This window comes from Lachnospira pectinoschiza (genome assembly GCF_020564355.1).
In the GTDB taxonomy this organism is placed as follows: Bacteria; Bacillota; Clostridia; order Lachnospirales; family Lachnospiraceae; genus Lachnospira; species Lachnospira intestinalis.
This window is the reverse complement of sequence record NZ_JAJCRR010000002.1, coordinates 42,745-62,179: the sequence shown is the minus strand read 5'-3', so window position 1 is coordinate 62,179 and position 19,435 is coordinate 42,745. Positions and strand designations below refer to the sequence as shown.

Sequence of the window (19,435 nt, the reverse complement as noted above, 5' to 3'; positions counted from 1 at the left end):
CTTTCGTCAAATCACCATCTCATATCATTTTCAGACAGTGCTTTATAATAAGTAATTAAAGGTATAAAACTCTGTGCAAAGCCTTTAGTACTGGAACCTGCACCAATAACGGCATCTTCTTCCTCACGTTTTTGTCCGTTGATAGTCGACGGTTTTTCATAAATGGCTCGTTTAAAGGTTTCAAGTCCCGGCGCAAGGTATTTTTTATCCCCGGTTAATTCATAAGCAATCGCAAGTGATTCCAACAGCAGTGTATTGTTGCCAAGACGTGCAAGACTTGGCAATTCCTTATAATAAAACAGTCCGTTATCCATGAGGCAGTTCTCTATTAAATCATCCACCGCACGGATAAGCATTTCTTTGATGTCTTCCTGTGGAAATTCCCGGTAATAGCGCATAACACTTCCAACCGCAACGGAAATCATAAAGCCCACACGGATTGCAGTGTTATCCGTATACGGCGCCAGCCAGCTTCCGTACTCATCTTCCCACACTTCAAAGCTGTGAATAATCCAGTCACATTTTTCCACCCATTTTTTGTCGTGAGTTTCTATATAAAGTGCTGTCAGCGTACGCAGCGCCCAGCCGGTTTCTCTTGCATTGGCTTCCCCTGCATGGGCATACATCGGTGTATCCAAAAGACGCAATACATTTTCACCGATACCAATGGCACTTGCCAGTCCCCGCTCATCTCCGGAAAAATGATAATAATCTAACAAGCCTTCCACCCACTCATGCGAACATACCATTACGCCGTTGGCACAATGCCCTGCCGTATGCTCCCACTGTCCGCCGATGCGCAATGGATTTTTGCTGTAATGGCAGATATCAACGTCCATCCAGTGTTTTGCCGTTACCAGAAGATAATCCAGATACCTTCTTACCCCCGTGCGCGCATACTGTAATGCGCAGGAATGCGGAAAGTCGTATTCATTATTTGACCACACAACTCTGCCGTTACCCCTGCCCTGCATAGTGTAACCGGAATCCCACGTATCACCCCAGTTTAACATTCCATAACAGCGTGCATGGGCATCCGCTTTTCCCATTAATGCAATTTCCACATCATTATTGAGCTTTTCCGGGAAAACATCTAACATAACACCTGCTTCCTTAAAAATGCGAGGTGCAATGCATGGTCTGTCCGGCATCTGATAAATTAAACTCCGGTTATCCAGCTCCCAGACAGGTTCTTCCGGTGCATGAAAATGCATTAAGAACTGCTGTTCTCTTGCCATGCCCGGCTGCATCACAACATTTCCCACACCTTCCGGCACAAGCATCACACTGATTCCGTTTTTATCGGCACGCACCGCCTTCGGGTAATTCTGCTGTGCCTGATAAACGGTAATACAAAGTCCGTCCTTCTCATCGGTGCGGTCTGCCATAAAGGTTCCGTATAATACTTCTGCAAAATGCTCATTTGCCTCTTTTAACAAATATTTTGCATCAATCACTTTATTGACCGGCTCACCGTCTTTTCCAATAAAGAAATCCGTTTTATAGTTAGAACTTCCAACCAGTGTCCGCACAGTTTCCGGCGGTGTCTTTTTTTCAATAGCTTCAAGTTCCAATATGCCCCTTGTATGAAAAAGAGGACCTTCATTTGCCGAATTGTCTGTCAGCGTATCCCCACAGCCTGTCGAATCCGTTTCCGCATCAAAATTCATCGGAACCAGTGTGTCCGACACGGCTTCTTTACCGGCCTTATAATGAAATACCAGCGACTTTACCGCAAGCGGCTCATCTGTCGTATTAATAATCCGATACGATACCTCTGTCCACGGTTTGCCCGCATATGCCGTAAGCCGCAGCTCAAATCGGATGTTTTTTGCACCACCCGTACCGCTGTCTGCATTGACCGTATTTGTATCGGCTGTATCGTCTGCCCTGCTGCATAGACTGCTTCCTTCTGCCGATAAAATCACACAGACCGGACCTGCTTCCACCACGCGCCATGTATCAATCTGCATATCATAGGTATCTCCGTTACCATCCTTTAAATACGGTCCTTCAAAATCTGCGGCTTTGTATATTTTTCTGCCGTCATCGAGTTCTTTAAAAATGCTGCCGCAGTGGTTGGCAACTTCATATTTTAAACACCCTGTATCTACCCGGAAGCCGTCTGCAACCTTTTCTACTGTTGCTGTCATTCCTTTTCCGGCCGTTTTATTTATGTTACTGTTGGTTCCGGCTTTTGCTTTAACATCAAATTGCAATACTGTTGCTTTATTTGCCGGTAAGTCCGCCAGAAAACGCAAAAACAGGTAGCGGATACTCCCATCATCGTAACGTGCTGTCACCTTTGGCTGGATTAACACCGGACTGCCGTTCTGCAAAACCGCCATATCCTCTGTTTTCGTATATGCTCCTTTTTTGAACGGAATTGTCACACTGACCGGTTCCTCGATTCTTGAATATTTATATAACTTCTCACAATAAATTTCTATCATAATTTTCCTCCAATCTTTATGCAAGCACAGCTCTTTTTTCCACTTTTTACAGGCTTATTCGCCGTGCAGTGGGAAAGCTTCGCTTTCCCACTGTCGGGCATTCGCCCTATCGTATGAAACCGTCTAAAAGAGCTTTGTGCAAGCACAGCTCTTTTTTTCGCTTTTTACAGGCTTATTCGCAGTGCCGCGGGAAAGCTTCGCTTTCCCACTGTCGGGCATTCGCCCTATCGTATGAAACCGTCTAAAAGCGCTTTGTGCAAGCACAGCTCTTTTTTCCGCTTTCATACGGCACTGCTCATTGCTTACGCACATTATAACATATTTTCTGTATGTTTCTACTGAATCGGCGGTTGGCTTTGGGGAAACTACAGATTTTTTATTCAAGAATGTGGTCTTATTTGCTGCAATAAATTTACACTGGTGATTTTGTGCTTTTTCTGATATACTAATGTGATAATGTTGGGCGAAAACCCACAACTGTAACGCCCGCACGGATTTTTACCGCTGCTTCGCGACAAACCGCTCAATATAAGGCAGGCGGCACCGAAATGCCTGCGGAAATGGGGATTAATATGAACTACGCTGAAATTAAATACTGTGATATTGCCAACGGACCGGGAGTGCGCACTTCTTTGTTTGTAAGCGGCTGTACACACCACTGTCCGGGATGTTTTAATGAAATCGCATGGGATTTTGAATACGGAAAGCCGTTTACGCAGGAAACCATCGATGCTATACTGGCTTCATTAGAACCCGGTTATATTGCCGGGCTGACACTGCTTGGGGGCGAACCGTTTGAATATGCCAACCAGCAGGGGCTTCTTCCGCTGTTACAGCAGACCAAAAGCCGCTTTCCGCAAAAAAATATCTGGTGTTTTACCGGATACCTTTTTGACAAAGACATCTGTGAACAGATGTGTGAAAAATGGGATGTCACCCGCGAAATGCTTTCCTATATTGATGTCCTTGTGGACGGAAAATTTATGCAGGAACTCAAAAGCCTGAATTTAAAATTTAAGGGCTCTTCCAACCAGCGCACAATTCTGGTACAGGAATCCCTTGCCAAGGGAAGTCCCGTTTTACTTTTCTAATAAAAAAATAACGAATGGAGATTATCTTATGAACACAATTGTAAAATTAAAAAAACTGACACCAAATGCCATTATTCCGACTTACGGTACTGCCCAGTCTGCCGGTGCAGACCTTTATTCCGGCATGGAACAGCCTGTAACAATTGAACCGGGAAAAACTGAATTTATCCACACCGGTATCGCCATTGCCATTCCGGAAGGACTGGTCGGTCTGGTGTATGCACGAAGCGGCATGGCATGCAAAAAAGGCATTGCCCCTGCCAACAAGGTTGGGGTCATTGATGCCGATTACCGCGGTGAAATCATGGTTGCACTCTATAACCACGGAAATGAAGCTGTTACCGTTGAACCGGGCGACCGCATTGCACAGCTTGTACTGACACCATTTATTACCGCCGCTTTTGACGAAGCCGATTCTTTAGACGAAACAGACCGTGGAAACGGCGGTTTTGGTTCTACCGGAACAAAATAGATGCAACGAAACTGCTTTGAAATGAGGTTCTATGTATTTTGAAAATATTCCTGTTTTTAGCGAATTGAATTTATTTTCTATTTTATTGAGAATTGCGCTTGCCCTGATTTTAGGCGGTGCACTGGGAATTGAACGCGAGCAGAAACAACACCCCGCCGGATTTCGTACTTATGTGATTGTGTGTCTGGGTGCAACTCTTGCCTGTATCACCAATCTTTATATGTGTGAACGGCTTGGCGGCACAGACCCTGCCCGGATTCCGGCACAGGTTATCAGCGGTATCGGCTTCCTCGGCGCTGGAACGATTCTTGTCACGCACAACAATCATGTCCGCGGTCTGACCACTGCCGCAGGGCTTTGGTGCTGTGCCACGATTGGCATTGCCGTAGGCTCCGGCTTTTACTGCGGTGCTGTTTTATGTACGGTTATGATTATATTTTCCCTGCGTATTTTGTCGCGTGTTGACAAACGGCTGATGCGTTTTAACAAGTACATCTCCATTTATGCAGAATATCAGGATTCTTCCTTTATCAAGAACCTGATTGAATACTGCAACCTGCATAATTACGAATTACATAATCTGGAAATTTATCCGACCCATGAGCAGCGTTCCGGTTTTGCCACATTTTATGTGCGTGTACAGAATCCCATTATGCGCCAAACTGTTTTAACGGATATCCGCGGTCTTTCTAATTCACTGATCATCGAAGAAATCCGTTGAATTATCCGGATATCGGATATCTTCCGGTTTGGGCTGCCTGCCTTTACGGATTCACAGATTGTACTTATCAAAATTTCAGCTTACCAAAAAAAGAGATTTACGAAGCCGGTCATTATTAAACCGTTTCCTCGTAAATCTCTTTTATTTTATAATATAAATTTCAGACTTTTATTTTGGACTGTATCCGTCCATGCTGCGTGCCGGTGTACTATTTATGTGACTATTCGTATACGGCACTGTTCATCACAACGTCCTGTGCCTTCTGTAAGAGCATGGCACGTACAATCTTATCTTTTCCATACTTTTCAACAAAACTGTCTTTATTGGTAAAGCCCATCTTATCCGCAAAGCTTTCCAAATCGCCCTTGTATTCATAATCTGTAATACTTAAATCTTCCTGTTCAATAATAGACTGGAAAATCAAATCCTGTGCTACGGCACGCTTTACGTATTCCTCAAATGAAATACCAAAAGATTTCTGGCAATACTCATCATTTGATAAGCCCTGCATCAGTGCATAGAACTTAATGGATGTTTCTAATTCTGACTGCTTGCTTGACAGATATGCTTCCGGATAGCCTGTAATTTCACAGTTTTGCTGAAGCTTTGTAAGAACTGCTTCTTTCTTGGCATCTTCAATCTGTTCGTCAATCGTTTCCTGAATATCATCTTTGATAGACTGTCTGTATTCTGCTACCGTATTGCATGAAAAATATTCCTGTACATACGCATCGGTAATCATCGGTACATTGGGCTGTTCAACCTTTTTCATTGTAATATTGTATACAATGCGGCTGCCCGCATATTCCGGTGCATCTTCAAAATCTTCCGGCACGGTTAAAATTACAACCTTTGTCTGACCTGCCGACATGCCGTATAATGCATCAATAAATCCGTCAATGACAAATGTATCTGTTCCTAAAATCAGCGAGTAATCTTCGTTACTGAAGCCTGAAACTTCTTCGCCGCCGATTGTTCCGGTAAAGTCTACCGTTACCTGATCCTTATCCCTTGCTTCTCTTGAAACCTCATCATAAGTCGTATTGGATGCCAGATCGTTCTGAACTTTTTTTTCAATCAGTTCATTCTCAATTGCCTGTTCGTCTACCGATACGGTAATCCCTTTATACTGTCCTAATTTGACATAGTCGCTTGCTTTTGCTTCAAAATTCACTTTAATCTTAGTGTTACAAGCCACAGCTGTCACCATCAGTGCCGCTGTCATCACAGCTACACCTGCTCTTTTTAATAATCCTGTTTTTTTCATTCCTGTTCTACCGCCACCAGACGGTCCTCCCATCATGTAATTTATGCTGCTGACGGTAAATCCCATCAATATCATTTATGTTTATACCACATTTCTTATCAAATTCATAGGTATTGCACACAATTTTCACACATATTACACATTTTTTATATTACAAATGCCCCCGTATACACGAGGGCATTTTATCAGCTTTGCTGATTAAATTATGCTAACTTAGACTTTGCAAGTTCTGCAAGCTTTGCAAAACCTTCTGCATCGTTGATTGCCATTTCTGACAATACCTTTCTGTTTAAGTCGATGTTTGCAAGCTTTAAACCATACATGAACTTGCTGTATGATAAACCATTCATTCTTGCAGCAGCATTGATTCTGGCAATCCATAACTGTCTGAACTGTCTCTTCTTCTGCTTTCTGCCCTTGTATGATTCTGTTAACGCTCTCATTACAGACTGCTTTGCAACTCTGTACTGCTTAGAACGTGCTCCTCTATATCCTTTAGCGAGCTTTAATACTCTGTTATGTTTCTTCTTTGCGTTCATACCGCCTTTAATTCTTGCCATTTTCTATATTCCTCCTTAAAATTCACACAACCTCATATTAGAGATAAGGCATAATCTTCTTCATTGTCTTTACATTTGTTGCATCTGTCATAGCTGCATGTCTTAAATTTCTCTTTCTCTTTGTTGTCTTCTTTGTAAGAATATGGCTCTTGTAAGCTTTCATTCTCTTTAACTTTCCTGTTCCAGTCATTTTAAAACGCTTAGCGGCTGCTTTTTTTGTTTTTACCTTTGGCATAATAATCCTCCTAAATGTTCTCTATAATTTCAATTTATTTTAACGTTTTTCAGTTAAAAACATCATCATGCTCCGGCCCTCGAGTTTTGGAGCTTTTTCAACAACTGCAATATCACTTAACTTCTCAGCAAATTCTTCCAAAATGTGCTTGCTGCTGTCGATATGTGCCATCTCACGTCCACGGAAACGAAGTGTTACTTTAACCTTGTTGCCTTTTTCAATGAACTTTCTGGCTGCGTTATTCTTCGTATTCAAATCATTCGCATCAATATTCGGTGATAATCTGACTTCCTTGATTTCAATTGTCTTCTGTTTTTTCTTTGCTTCTTTTTCTTTTCTTGCAAGCTCATATCTGTATTTTCCGTAATTTACAAGCTTACACACCGGTGGATTCGCTGATGGAGCAATCTTTACCAAATCTACATTGGCTTCCTTTGCCAGCTTCATTGCTTCCTTTGGTGGCATCACACCAAGCTGCTGTCCTTCTTCTCCAATAACACGAACCTCTCTGTCGCGGATTTGTTCGTTAATCATTAATTCACTAATAGTAGTGCACCTCCATAATTAGCATGATGTTGAAATAGCAAACAGGTCTATTCCTCATAAAAAAATAGAACGAATAACCAATTCCCGTTATCCGCTCTACTCTAATCCTAATATCTTGTATTCTCCACAAATCCAGTGAAAAATTATATCATTCATAAAATATAAACCCGAGTCGCCTGCTGCGCTAAGGTGAGAGTGGATACCCTGCTTCGTTTTACAACTGTTATAGTTTAACATCTTATCGTTTCTTTGTCAATAACCTTTTTGTATTTTCCACGGCATTTTTTTACATCAGCTCTGCAATGCCCGAAAGGCGCACATACTGGTCGGAAATTTTATACCATGTCGGAAAATCCACAACGCCGGTCTGCGGCAGATTAAAAATCCGCTGGAAGACCTTTACTGCCTCTGCCGTACGTTCTCCGTAAATACCGTCTGCAACCAGCACCGGAATGGCATTATAAAATTCTCCAATCAGATTTAACTGTTCCTGTATCTGTTTAACCTTCTGCCCTGATGAACCGATATCTAAATCCGCTCCCGGCCATGAAGACGGAATCCCGCTGATTTCTTCCGCCGTATTGATATAAATGGTATCCCCATAGTAATACTGCAAAATTTCAATCGCACTATAATTCTGGTCGCCTAAGTATTTACTGCCCCACTGGCTTAACCACTGTGGACAGCTGACTCTTTTTCCATCACAATACTGTGTTAATATCGGCTGTTTGACGTTCGGTCTTGACAGATACGTATCAAATATCTCATCTACCACCTGTGAAATATTCCCAAATACATTTCTGTCTGCAATCCATTTATGGTCATATGCCGTAGAGGACGTAATCGTAAAATTATACCCCTGATTGCGATACCACTCTGTATACACACGGTTTAACGTAAAGGACATTATGGCATGGATATTGGCCTCCAATGTCTGTCTTGGCCATGTTGAATAGATTTCACTGCTTGCCACATTTTTAATATAATCCCTGTAACGCACATAGTAATTCTGTGCTGTGGAATCGGCCGGCGTGCCGTCATGGACAACAACCATTTCCGGCACCACCACACGGCTTAATACAATTTCTCCCGGTTCTCCGACCGGCTTTATCTCACTTTCAGCAATTTTAGGCGGATATTCCGCAAATAACGTATGCGGTCCGATTACAATATTTTTCGGTGATTCCGACACCCGTCTTGGTTCCATCGGCATATTCTGCAGGCTTAATTCCCCTGAAAGCACATTGACAGCCGACACGCTGAATGCCTCATAACCCTCCGCCCTGACCGTCACGGTATATTCCGCATACGGCTGTTCAATCCCCGGTTCCATGCTGTACTCTAACGGCGGCGCAGCAAGCCCGACATCCTCTGTCAGTCCGCTGTTATCCGTGTCTAACACCTCCAGCACTGACTCCGGGTCTGCTGTATAAGAAACCTCCACCCTTGCATTTTGAACCGGCTGATTCGTATCCCTGTCAATAACACTGACACGCAGTGTTCCCCGGTCAACCGCATTGTCCGGTGTTTCAAGTGTGTGTACATACCCTACGTTCATTTCTATCTCCATTGGTAATTTTTGTATCAATATATGCAACGATTGGGAAAGTGATGAATAATATAACTGTGATAAGACTGTTATGGAGGCTTTATGTCTGAAATAACGATAGCACTTGACGCCGGACACGGCGGCAGCGACTCCGGCGCCGTTTATAAAAGTCGTAAAGAAAAAGACGATACACTGCGGCTGACCCGCGCTGTCGGACAAATTCTTGAAAACAGCGGTATCAATGTCTACTATGTACGCGAAGATGATGAGTATGAAACCCCATTTAAAAAGGCAACCGATGCCAATAATGCCGGTGCGGATTACTTTGTATCCATTCACCGCAATTCCTCAGAGCGCCCGAACCAGTACAATGGTGTGGAAACACTTGTATACAACGATTCCGGCATCAAAGCCGTGCTTGCGCGCAATATCAATGAGGAACTTGAAAAGGCAGGCTTTAAAAATCTCGGTGTAACCGAACGCCCGAATCTTGTCGTTTTAAAACGTACGAAAATGCCAGCCGTACTGATTGAAGCAGGTTTTATCAACGACGATGAAGATAACCGTATTTTTGATGAAAATTTCAATAAAATTGCACAGGCCATTGCCGATGGTATTTTAAAGACACTTTACGCACAGGACATCAATTTTAATGAAATCCCGGATTATGTACAAAATATGCCGGAACCGGAAGCCTTTAACGGCACATATCAGGGGGATGCACAGGATACCACCCTGCCTCCAAGTCCTGCAACACGTCCTGGCATGAACGTTCCTTACCGGATGCAGAATCCAATGGAAGACAATGATCCCGAAAAACTCTACCGTGTCCAGGTCGGCTCTTTCCGCGATAAATCCAATGCAGAACGTATGCTCAACTCGCTTCTGATGGAAGGTTTTCCTGCATTTATGATTTATGAAGACGGGTTGTATAAAGTACAGGTGGGGGCTTTCCGATATCTTTCCAATGCAATCAAAATGGAACGCCGTCTCCGCTGCTTCCGTTACAGTACATTTATTGTATATAACTGATTTTATATTTCTGCATCACCGGCGTGCGCCGCTAGGCGCACCCCAAAAAAAGCAGTACGAAAAATAAACTTTCCGTACTGCTTTTACCTGATTATCTGATTTTTAACGAAACTGATACGTACATTCACCGGTAAATTCAACTGCCGCCTCATGTCCTTTCGCCTTTGCCGTCACTTTTCCTAAAGTACAGGACAGATAATTGTTCTGCTTTTCTACCGTCAGCGCCACCGTACCGGAAGGCTGGCTGCCGGTTTCATGGTATCTGACATTAAGGTTCACCTTAGATACCATATCCGTATTTTCACCGACTGCTGTCAGCTCGGAGCGCTCACTTTTTATACGGACTGCCGTCTGCTCATTCCATTTTTCAAGTCCCTGTGCTTCCAAAACAGCCTCGCAGAAGCCTGTGTCAAATGACGTTGACAGACGAACAAGATTTTTATCCTTATCTAAATAAACATATAGATTTACCTGTGTAAAATCTGAAAACAGTGTTTCTGCCTGCTGCTGTAAATCATATTTGGAATAACCGGTAAACGTTGCAAGCATCGTGGTATAAGAATTTAACTCTTTATCCGCATACACACGGTTTAAGAAGTCTTCCACACCCGCCATCCACGCTTCTTTTCCGACAGTTACGGTATATTTAACCGTTGAAAGCTGTGTGCCGTTGATTTCCAGCGTTTCTTTCCCTTCTTTTTCATAGGTACTCTGATTCAGCACCGTGCCTGCTGCCCCGTAAGCCTGCTCTGTCAGCTTATCGGCTACCTGCATATACTCCTGCATGGTATCCGCATCAACACTGTTTAATATCGTATGCAGTCTATTATAGTACGATTCGTACCCTGCTTCCTTTAAGAATTCTTTTAAATCCTTTTCACCCACAGATACTTCTGCTTCCCGTTTCTTTTCACTGCCTTCTGCCGTTATATTTCCGTTTACCGTGCGTTTCGCGGCATCTAATTGCAGTTTGAATGTTCCTTTTGATAAGCCATGCTCTTTTAAATAATCTTTTCCGTCCAGTTCGGCTCTGGTAAATGTCACATTTCCCGTCAGCTGTGTCTGACCGGTCAGCAAATCCGATACTTCGGAAATCATGGTCTGCATGCCCTGCTTTGATTCTTCTCCCGCTGTCTGTAAAGCAGCCAATACCTGTGCCTTTGGGGAATATGCCGTTTCCAGATACGGATATGCAAATGCCGTACCTCCGCCAAGCACGATGACAATTGCCATCACAAGAATTGCTGCCAGTCCTTTTCTTTTCTTTTTATTATAGTTTGCCAAGAAAAACCTCCTATCTGCCGCACATTGCGGTCTCTGTCTGTTTACTTCTTTCTGCTGTATCTGACAAATTCGTAAATCATATCAAAATAAGTCTTTTCTTCGCTTGTTTCTTTGATTTCCCATTCAGAAAGCTTGTCCAGATTCGGGAAATACGTATCTGCATCGTATTTATAATCTACCTTTGTAATGTGTGCCGTATCACACAGCGACAGAAACTGCTTGTAAATACTGCCCCCGCCGATGATATAAATATCCTCTGTCGGATACTTTGCCAGTTCTTCTTTTGTTTCTTCAAATGACCGGCATACGATTGTATTTTTCGGTGCAAAGCCCGGATTTTCAGACAATACAATATTGGTTCTGCCCGCCAGTGCCATTGCCCCCGGCAGACTCTCAAATGTCTTTCGTCCCATGACAATCACCTTGCCCGTCGTTTCCTCACGGAAAAACTTTTTATCCTCCGGGATATTGACCAGCTCTCTGCCAGCCTTCCCAATAGCCCAGTTCCTATCTACTGCTGCAATTAAATTCATACTTCCTCTTTTCCGCAGGCATTCTAATGCCGGAGGATTCGCGGACTGAATTTATTCAGTCCTGCGATAAATCCAGAATTGTGACGCCTGCGGCACAATTCTGTTATGCGAAAATCTTTGATTTAAGGATTTTCGCATTTCTCCTTTTCTGAGCGACTTTGTCGCGAAGCAACTACTATTGAAGCTTCTGATACAGCGCTTTCGGCACATACGCTTCCACTTCAATTCCGTTTTCTGTGTATTCTTCTTTGATAAGCTGTCCCTGTGCGCGGATCTGCTGGATTTTTCCGGCATCGGCGTATGCAAAGGTCTGTACCAGATGCACACGGCTCTCCCGGATAATCTTTTCCAGAATCGCTTCAAAATCTGCAATGCCTCTTCCGGTACGTGCGGAAATATATGCCGTTTCATCTGCCTTAAAATCCCGTAAAACCGGCGCTTCCGTATCCCCATTTTCAAACTTATCACACTTGTTAAACAAGGTCACAACCGGCTTATCACCAACTTCAAGTTCCTTTAAGGTCTTGTATACGACATCCATCTGGATATCCCTGTCCGGTGAGGATGCATCCACCACATGCACAATTATATCCGCATACTTTGCTTCTTCGAGCGTACTCTTAAATGCCTCTATCAGATTATGCGGAAGCTTGCGGATAAATCCGACCGTATCGGTCAGCAGGATTTTTTCACCGTTTGGAAGATTCATTGCCCTTGTTGTCGGGTCAAGTGTTGCAAACAGCTTATCTTCCGAGAGGATTCCCGCATCAGTCATATAATTTAACAGTGTAGATTTTCCTGCATTGGTATATCCAACAATCGCCGCTACCGGAACTGCCGTACGGCTTCTGTTCTGTCTTGCAACCTCTCTGTGATTCTTGATTTCTTCTAGATCTTTAGAAAGACGGCTGATTCTGTCACGGATAATTCGTCTGTCTGTTTCGAGCTTCTTTTCGCCCGGTCCTCTCGTACCGATACCGCCACCCAGTCTTGAAAGCGTTGTTCCAAGTCCTGTCAGTCTGGTGGAGCGGTACTTTAACTGTGCTACCTCAACCTGTATCTTTCCTTCACTGGTCGTTGCACGCGAAGCAAAAATATCGAGAATGACCATGGTTCTGTCCATAACCTTTGTCCCCAGTGCATCTTCAAGATTCCTAAGTTGTGCCGGAGAAAGTTCATCGTCACAGATAATGCCCGTTGCCCCTGTTTCTTCTATAAGACTGCGGACTTCCTCTAATTTTCCTTTCCCGATATAAGTTGCCGGATGGTACGCATCACGCGGCTGGATTACCTTCCCAACCGTTTCCGCACCTGCGGTCTTTGCAAGTGCTTTTAATTCTTCAAGTGAGCTTTCCATGTCTTCCTGATTGTCTAACTGTACGCCAACCAGTAAAACTCGTTCCTTCTGCTCCTCTGTATCATATCCCTGTGCCATTCATTCCTCTTTTCCGCAGGCATTTCAATGCCGGAGGAACCGCGGGCTGAATTTATTCAGTCCTGCGATAAAAAGATATTTGTGCTGCCTGCGGCACAAATATCTGTGTGAAGAATCTTTAATTTAAGGATTCTTCACACTTTCTCCTTTATTTTCCATTTGACATTTTTGTTGCAATATAATCACTCAGATAAGCTGAAACTTCCTTTTCTGTGCTCATGCCCATCACCGTATCCGTAACGGCAGCGGCTTCTTTCATCGTCCATGAAGCAATATTTTTTCTTGTTTCCAGTACTTTTGATGCCGTCACGCTGAATTCATCTAATCCGAATGCTAAAAGCAACGGTATCATTGCCGGATTGCCTGCGGCTTCCCCGCACATGCCGACTTCAATATTTTCCCGTTTTGCGCACTCGATAATACGCTTCACAGAGCGCAGTACCGCCGGATGGAATGCCGAATACAGATAAGCAACATTTTCATTGCCCCGGTCAACCGCAATTGTATACTGCGTTAAATCATTCGTACCAATAGAGAAAAAGTCGGCTTCCTTTGCTAAAATGTCGGCAAGCATACACGCCGCCGGTGTTTCAATCATGACACCTAACAAAATATCCTTATCATACGGAATTTCTTTACTGTCAAGTTCCCGCATGACATTCTGCAAAATTGTCCGCACGCTGCGCACTTCACTCACACCGGTAATTAACGGAAGCATAATGCGGATATTGCCGTAGGCACTTGCCCGCAGGATTGCCCGCAGCTGTGTTGTAAAGACGTCGATTCTGCCAAGACAGAACCGGATGGCACGATATCCTAAAAACGGATTGCTCTCCTTTGTCAGCCCCATGTACGGAATGTCCTTGTCTCCGCCAATATCCAGTGTACGGATTGTTAAAACTTTGTCCTTACAGATGACCGCTGCCCGCTTATAGACTTCAAACTGTTCTTCCTCTGTCGGCATGGAAACACCGTTCATAAACAGAAACTCCGTCCGAAACAAGCCGACACATTCTGCCCCGGATTCCATCGCCTTGACGGCATCCTCTGCATTTCCGATATTTGCGGCAAGGCACACTCGTTTTTCATCCTGTGTGACTGTATCTTTATTGATATATTTCTTTAGCTCCTGCACCTGTTCTTCATATAACTTGCGTTTTTTGCGATATATTTCTATCGTCTTTGGAATCGGCTGTACAAAGACTTCTCCGTATTCACCGTCTACAATCACCGTATCGCCGTTACCGATTTTTTCCAACGCATCTTTTACGCTTAATACCGCAGGAATTTCAAGCGCTCTTGCAAGAATGGCCGTATGCGAGGTTTCCCCGCCTTTTTCCGCCACGATTCCTGCCACATGCGCTGTATCCATAACCGCGGTAATGGACGGCTGGAGTTCCTTTGCAATAATAATGGTATTTTCCGGCAGATGTGTCAGGTCTACACTATGCACACCCAGTAAAATGCCCGCCAGACGGTCTTTTAAATCAATAATATCCGCAATGCGCTGTGCTACCGCCTCACTGCCCGAATTTTCAAAAATCTTAATATAGAGATTACACGTTTCTTCAACTGCCGCTTCCGCGCAGACCTTCTGCTCCTGTATCATCTGTAAAATGCCGTTGTCCATTTCCGCGTCATTAATCAGATAAATCTGGTTGTGCAGAATCAGTGCTGTCTTGTCCTTTTCGCCAAGCCGCTGTTTTAACTGCTCTATCATCTGCTGTGTTTCTTCAATAAACTGCGCCTTTGCCTTTTTATAACGTTCCTGCTCTGCCGCCGTATCTTCGATTTTTTTAACGGAAATTTCCATCTGCGGACTTTCTACAATCAAAGCCCGTCCCATTCCGATTCCTTTTGATGTACCTATTCCTCTAATCATATAAGCCCCCGTTTCCGCATTTTACGCTTAGCCGTTAAATACATATTTAATCATATTAATCAGTGTTTCGCTTGTATCCCTTGAATAGACGGTTTCACGTGCCAGTACCGGGTTGTCCGTAATAATATTGTCTACGCCCTTATTCGTCAGATTCTTAATAGATACTTCATTGTTGACCGTCCACGCAAAAACCTGTTTACCGGACTGATGAATGGCATCCACCGTTCTTTTGGATAAGAACGAAGCATTCATGCTGAAAAAGTCGATATCCGGCATATTAAAATAATCCCCGTATGCCACCGACAAAATATAACCCGTCTGGATTTTTGTATCATAGTGCTTTGCATATTTTAATGCATAATAGTCAAACGATGTAATCACACATTTATCTTCCATATTATACTGATGAATTAATTCTATCACTTTTTCTGCCAGTTTTACACTGGAAGCCGTCGTTTTCAACTCAATATTAATGCGGATTTTTCCGTCCGTCAGTTGAAATACTTCCTCCAGTGTCGGCACCTGTTCTCCGGCATATTCTGCACTGAATGAACTACCTGCATCAAGCTGTTTAACTTCTTCCAGTGTCATTTCTGAAATTTTTCTGTCAACGCCTGTTGTTCTTGCCACACTTGCATCATGCATAACAACCACTTCATCATCAGCGGTCAGCTGCACGTCCAGTTCAATGTAATCTGCCATATCATCCATGGCTCTTTTAAATGCTGCCAGCGTATTTTCCGGTGCCTCCGTAGATGCGCCGCGGTGTGCCGTAATGGTCGTTTCATGGAAAATAGCAATTTTATCAAACGGATTTTTATTAAATGAACCTACCACGTAAACTGCATTTAACACAACGGACAAAATCAGCACTCCGAAGTAGATGGTTCTGTTTAACCGGTAATAACGGTTTCTGATATAAATGACACTAAAATCTACCGGCTGCGTATTGTATTTATAATACATACGCGAAATCACCGTATAGGATACAGGAATGGCAATAAACACCAGAAACAATTTCGTCCCGCTCCGGATGGCACGCAGAACGGATAAATAAACCGCACTTCCCATATACGCCATTGCAAGCAGTTTCACGCCTGCAATCAGAACTGCTGAAATCAGCACATAAAAAATACCGATTATCACAAGCACACCCAGATTGTACATTACAAGTGAACCAAGTGTTCCCACAAAATGTTTTTTGACAATTGCAGCACTCTTTTTATAAGCCTGTCTGAAATCCACACCTTCCAGCATAAACACATGGAAAGAATAAATCCCGAAAATCATCACAGTATAAATAATCAGCGTACCTGCAATCAATGCACCTTTTACAAACCATGTGTTTCGCAGAATATACGTCTTAAACAGATTCACCGCAGTCTGGGAATAGAGTACATTTCCACAAATCGCCACGTTAATCGTAAGAATCATGATAAAATAAAACAAGGCGAGTGGAATATTTTTTATCTGAAACAGCGGACGGATATGCTTTAATGCCGTGAGTCCTGTTTCTATAATGGAAGCTGTACATTCCTGCCTTTTTAACTCAAAACAGGTTGTTAAAAAAGACATTTCATAGCTGCAGTATAGTACAAACAGAACAATTAATAAAACCAGTGTCAGAATCACTGCCGGATTTGTAACCGCTTTTAAAATGTATTCATTTGTAAGATAACTGATTCCTGCAAAGCTAAACACCAGATTTAATACCAGTACCGCCAGCGGATAGACAATCGCCGTTGCTGCCAGCTTATATGTCAGTTCAAAAACAAATATGTGCTTTCCGCTGCGCATCAGCAGACTCAAATCTTCCTTTGCCTTTTTTAACATTTTCTACAATCTCCGTTACTTTTGTTTCAAAAATGGCAAAAGCGCCTTTACCGATATGGCAACTGCGCTCTACCCAACGCCCTATGGGCGGTATTTTCCTTAATGTCTTATAATTCTGGATAAAATATCCATATTTTTAAAACTCTCACTGTTCTGGATATTCTGTATAAAATGTATCGTAAAATCAATGAGATAGGATATTGTAAGCACTGCCCCGAAAAAGCAGACAAATCTTTCGTCCAGTGCAAATACCAGATTTTCTACCAGCCGGTTGAAAATCCCAAAGATAAACAACGCAAGAAATCCCCAGCCCAGTGTACTCTGAAGGCATAGAATTCCTTTATAATTAATCTTTTTATGTGTATAATCCCACCACACTTCATCAAACAGCCGGAGCATCACCTGTGCTGTCAGATATTCAAAAATCGTGGCGGCAATGCAACCCCAGATATACAGTGCCACATAATTGTGTTCAATCGGCTGGAATAAATGATATGCAATAAACACACCAAAGCCGTAAATGACACAAAACGGAAGCTTTGCAAATCCTCTGTTTTCCCATCTGCCCAGCTGGATGCGGATTACAACACATTCCATTGCCCAGCCGCAGAAGCTGTAGATAAAAAACCACAATGCCAGCTGGCTCATATTCATGCCATGAAAAGTATAGCCTATCATAACCTTATTCTGTTCCCATAACCTTTCTTGATTTAATAAATGACCTTATCATTCTTACCGGTTCTGCCGTCAATAAACATTGTAATGTAAATGCGAAGATACATTACAAAAGAAAGCGTCATCGCTCCTGCACATACCAGCAGAAGCATTTTCTGATACCCGTCTGAAAGCTGTGGGAAGGCTACCATAATGAGCATAACTGCATACAGCAGGGCTGTACACACTTTCCCATACCACTTTGCACCATTGAGCCTGCGATGCACCGTCCTCCAGCTGATATAAGCAAATACGGTCGAAACCACTTCTTTCACAACCAGATAAATGACCAGAAGATACATGTACGGAACGCGGAACATCAACGCCACAAGCATCGCAAGCTGCATCAGCTTATCCGCAACCGGGTCAATGACCTTTCCCAGATCCGTTATCATATTACATCTTCTTGCAATCTGCCCGTCTAAAAAATCGGTAATTCCCGATGCCAGCACTATCAATGTTGCAAGATAATAGTCGTGCGGTGTTTCTGCCGTAAAATAAACGTGCAGAAACAGCGGCACCATCAGTATTCTAAGGTAGCAAAGGATATTTGGAAGCTTGAATAAATCTTTTATTTCAAACTTAAATTTCACTCTGATCTGCCTCCGTTCATCTTAAAGAAGTCCTTCTAATGTCTTTCTGACTGCTTTGATGAAATCCTGTGTATTTAATGTCTTTGCATTGTCCAGTGTTGTAATCAGTGCAAGGTCTTTTGTCATTTCACCGTTTTCAACGGTTTTAATGCAGGCTTTTTCCAGCTTATCCGCAAATGCACACAATTCCGGAATGTTATCAAGTTCACCGCGTTTTCTTAACGCACCTGTCCATGCAAAAATGGTTGCAATCGGGTTGGTTGAAGTTTCTTCACCCTTTAAGTGCTTGTAGTAATGTCTCTGAACTGTTCCGTGTGCAGCTTCATATTCGTAATATCCGTTTGGTGATACGAGTACGGATGTCATCATGGAAAGTGAACCGAACGCTGTTGCTACCATATCACTCATAACATCGCCGTCATAGTTCTTGCATGCCCAGATATAGCCGCCTTCTGAACGGATAACACGGGCTACTGCATCATCAATCAGTGTATAGAAATACGTAATACCTGCTTCTTCAAATTTAGCTTTATAGTCGTTATCGTAAACTTCCTGGAAAATATCCTTAAAAGTATGGTCATATTTCTTGGAAATGGTATCCTTTGTCGCAAACCATAAATCCTGCTTTGTTTCCAGTGCAAAGTTAAAGCAGCTTCTTGCAAAGCTTTCAATAGAACCGTTTAAGTTGTGCATGCCCTGTAATACACCGGCACCCTTAAATTCATGAATCAGTTCTTTGGTCTGTGTACCGTCTTCTGCCGTAAATACCAGTTCTGCTTTTCCGGCACCCGGTACTTTCATTTCACTGGCCTTGTATACATCACCGTAAGCATGTCTTGCAATGGTAATCGGCTTCTTCCATGTCTTTACATATGGCTCAATGCCTTTTACGATAATCGGCGCACGGAAAACAGTTCCATCAAGCAGTGCACGGATTGTTCCATTCGGACTTTTATACATTTCTTTTAAGTCATATTCTTTAACACGTGCTGCATTCGGTGTAATGGTTGCACACTTGACTGCAACACCGTATTTCTTAGTTGCTTCAGCAGAATCGATTGTTACCTGGTCGTTGGTTTCGTTTCTGTGAACCAGACCTAAATCGTAGTATTCTGTATTCAAATCTACAAAAGGAGTCAGCAGTTCATCTTTGATTAACTGCCACAGAACTCTTGTCATTTCATCTCCGTCCATCTCTACTAACGGTGTTGTCATCTTTATCTTTTCCATGCGCA

General features: G+C 43.0%; 18 protein-coding genes. 4 read left to right on the top strand and 14 right to left on the bottom strand.

Translation table 11 applies throughout. The features are described from left to right. Positions 1-11 precede the first annotated feature (11 nt). Entirely contained in the window at positions 12-2,453 is a 2,442-nt protein-coding gene (locus tag LI288_RS03630; RefSeq protein ID WP_227089470.1) for a hypothetical protein, read from the bottom strand. A 572-nt stretch (positions 2,454-3,025) separates the two neighbouring features. On the opposite strand from LI288_RS03630, the gene nrdG reads away from it, so the two are divergent. The 3 genes from nrdG to LI288_RS03615 are packed head-to-tail and all read left to right on the top strand — an operon-like array spanning position 3,026 to position 4,737. Next, complete coding sequence (nrdG, locus tag LI288_RS03625) at positions 3,026-3,544, top strand: anaerobic ribonucleoside-triphosphate reductase activating protein (RefSeq protein WP_227089469.1); 519 nt, start codon at positions 3,026-3,028, stop codon at positions 3,542-3,544. A 28-nt stretch (positions 3,545-3,572) separates the two neighbouring features. After that, complete coding sequence (gene dut / locus LI288_RS03620; protein ID WP_022433058.1) at positions 3,573-4,016, top strand: dUTP diphosphatase; 444 nt, start codon at positions 3,573-3,575, stop codon at positions 4,014-4,016. A 31-nt stretch (positions 4,017-4,047) separates the two neighbouring features. After that, positions 4,048-4,737, top strand: a complete 690-nt coding sequence (locus LI288_RS03615; RefSeq protein ID WP_022433057.1) for an MgtC/SapB family protein — start codon at positions 4,048-4,050, stop codon at positions 4,735-4,737. Positions 4,738-4,957: 220 nt separating this feature from the next. On the opposite strand, the gene LI288_RS03610 is transcribed toward LI288_RS03615, so the two are convergent. From LI288_RS03610 to LI288_RS03590, 5 genes are all read right to left on the bottom strand, one after another. Further along, positions 4,958-6,004 (bottom strand): FKBP-type peptidyl-prolyl cis-trans isomerase, encoded by a 1,047-nt coding sequence (locus LI288_RS03610; protein WP_227089468.1) that lies wholly within the window; start codon positions 6,002-6,004, stop codon positions 4,958-4,960. A gap of 203 nt (positions 6,005-6,207) precedes the next feature. Continuing rightward, a complete protein-coding gene (gene rplT, locus LI288_RS03605) occupies positions 6,208-6,564 on the bottom strand; it encodes a 50S ribosomal protein L20 (RefSeq protein WP_022433055.1) in 357 nt (118 codons plus the stop codon). A 37-nt stretch (positions 6,565-6,601) separates the two neighbouring features. Further along, the gene (gene rpmI / locus LI288_RS03600) at positions 6,602-6,799 is read right to left on the bottom strand and encodes a 50S ribosomal protein L35 (RefSeq protein ID WP_022433054.1); all 198 of its coding nucleotides are present in this window, start codon (positions 6,797-6,799) and stop codon (positions 6,602-6,604) included. A 39-nt stretch (positions 6,800-6,838) separates the two neighbouring features. Next, positions 6,839-7,333 (bottom strand): translation initiation factor IF-3, encoded by a 495-nt coding sequence (infC, locus tag LI288_RS03595; protein ID WP_227089467.1) that lies wholly within the window; start codon positions 7,331-7,333, stop codon positions 6,839-6,841. 298 nt (positions 7,334-7,631) lie between these two features. Next, the gene (locus tag LI288_RS03590) at positions 7,632-8,903 is read right to left on the bottom strand and encodes a peptidoglycan-binding protein (protein ID WP_227089466.1); all 1,272 of its coding nucleotides are present in this window, start codon (positions 8,901-8,903) and stop codon (positions 7,632-7,634) included. A gap of 93 nt (positions 8,904-8,996) precedes the next feature. On the opposite strand from LI288_RS03590, the gene LI288_RS03585 reads away from it, so the two are divergent. Next, the gene (locus LI288_RS03585) at positions 8,997-9,926 is read left to right on the top strand and encodes an N-acetylmuramoyl-L-alanine amidase (RefSeq protein WP_022433051.1); all 930 of its coding nucleotides are present in this window, start codon (positions 8,997-8,999) and stop codon (positions 9,924-9,926) included. Positions 9,927-10,028: 102 nt separating this feature from the next. On the opposite strand, the gene LI288_RS03580 is transcribed toward LI288_RS03585, so the two are convergent. The 8 genes from LI288_RS03580 to LI288_RS03545 all read right to left on the bottom strand — a co-directional run bounded on the left by LI288_RS03580 (position 10,029) and on the right by LI288_RS03545 (position 19,430). Next, entirely contained in the window at positions 10,029-11,210 is a 1,182-nt protein-coding gene (locus tag LI288_RS03580; protein WP_022433050.1) for a hypothetical protein, read from the bottom strand. 41 nt (positions 11,211-11,251) lie between these two features. Next, entirely contained in the window at positions 11,252-11,743 is a 492-nt protein-coding gene (locus tag LI288_RS03575) for a dihydrofolate reductase (protein WP_227089465.1), read from the bottom strand. Between the two features lie 175 nt (positions 11,744-11,918). Further along, entirely contained in the window at positions 11,919-13,178 is a 1,260-nt protein-coding gene (hflX, locus tag LI288_RS03570) for a GTPase HflX (RefSeq protein WP_227089464.1), read from the bottom strand. Positions 13,179-13,326: 148 nt separating this feature from the next. After that, the gene (gene ptsP / locus LI288_RS03565; protein WP_227089463.1) at positions 13,327-15,060 is read right to left on the bottom strand and encodes a phosphoenolpyruvate--protein phosphotransferase; all 1,734 of its coding nucleotides are present in this window, start codon (positions 15,058-15,060) and stop codon (positions 13,327-13,329) included. 27 nt (positions 15,061-15,087) lie between these two features. Next, positions 15,088-16,893 (bottom strand): glycerophosphodiester phosphodiesterase, encoded by a 1,806-nt coding sequence (locus tag LI288_RS03560; RefSeq protein ID WP_227089462.1) that lies wholly within the window; start codon positions 16,891-16,893, stop codon positions 15,088-15,090. A gap of 99 nt (positions 16,894-16,992) precedes the next feature. After that, positions 16,993-17,571, bottom strand: a complete 579-nt coding sequence (locus LI288_RS03555) for a putative ABC transporter permease (RefSeq protein WP_227089461.1) — start codon at positions 17,569-17,571, stop codon at positions 16,993-16,995. A 32-nt stretch (positions 17,572-17,603) separates the two neighbouring features. Beyond that, a complete protein-coding gene (locus LI288_RS03550; protein WP_022433044.1) occupies positions 17,604-18,200 on the bottom strand; it encodes a CDP-alcohol phosphatidyltransferase family protein in 597 nt (198 codons plus the stop codon). 21 nt (positions 18,201-18,221) lie between these two features. Continuing rightward, on the bottom strand, positions 18,222-19,430 hold the full coding sequence (locus LI288_RS03545; RefSeq protein WP_022433043.1) for an NADP-dependent isocitrate dehydrogenase: 1,209 nt from the start codon (positions 19,428-19,430) through the stop codon (positions 18,222-18,224). Positions 19,431-19,435 lie beyond the last annotated feature (5 nt).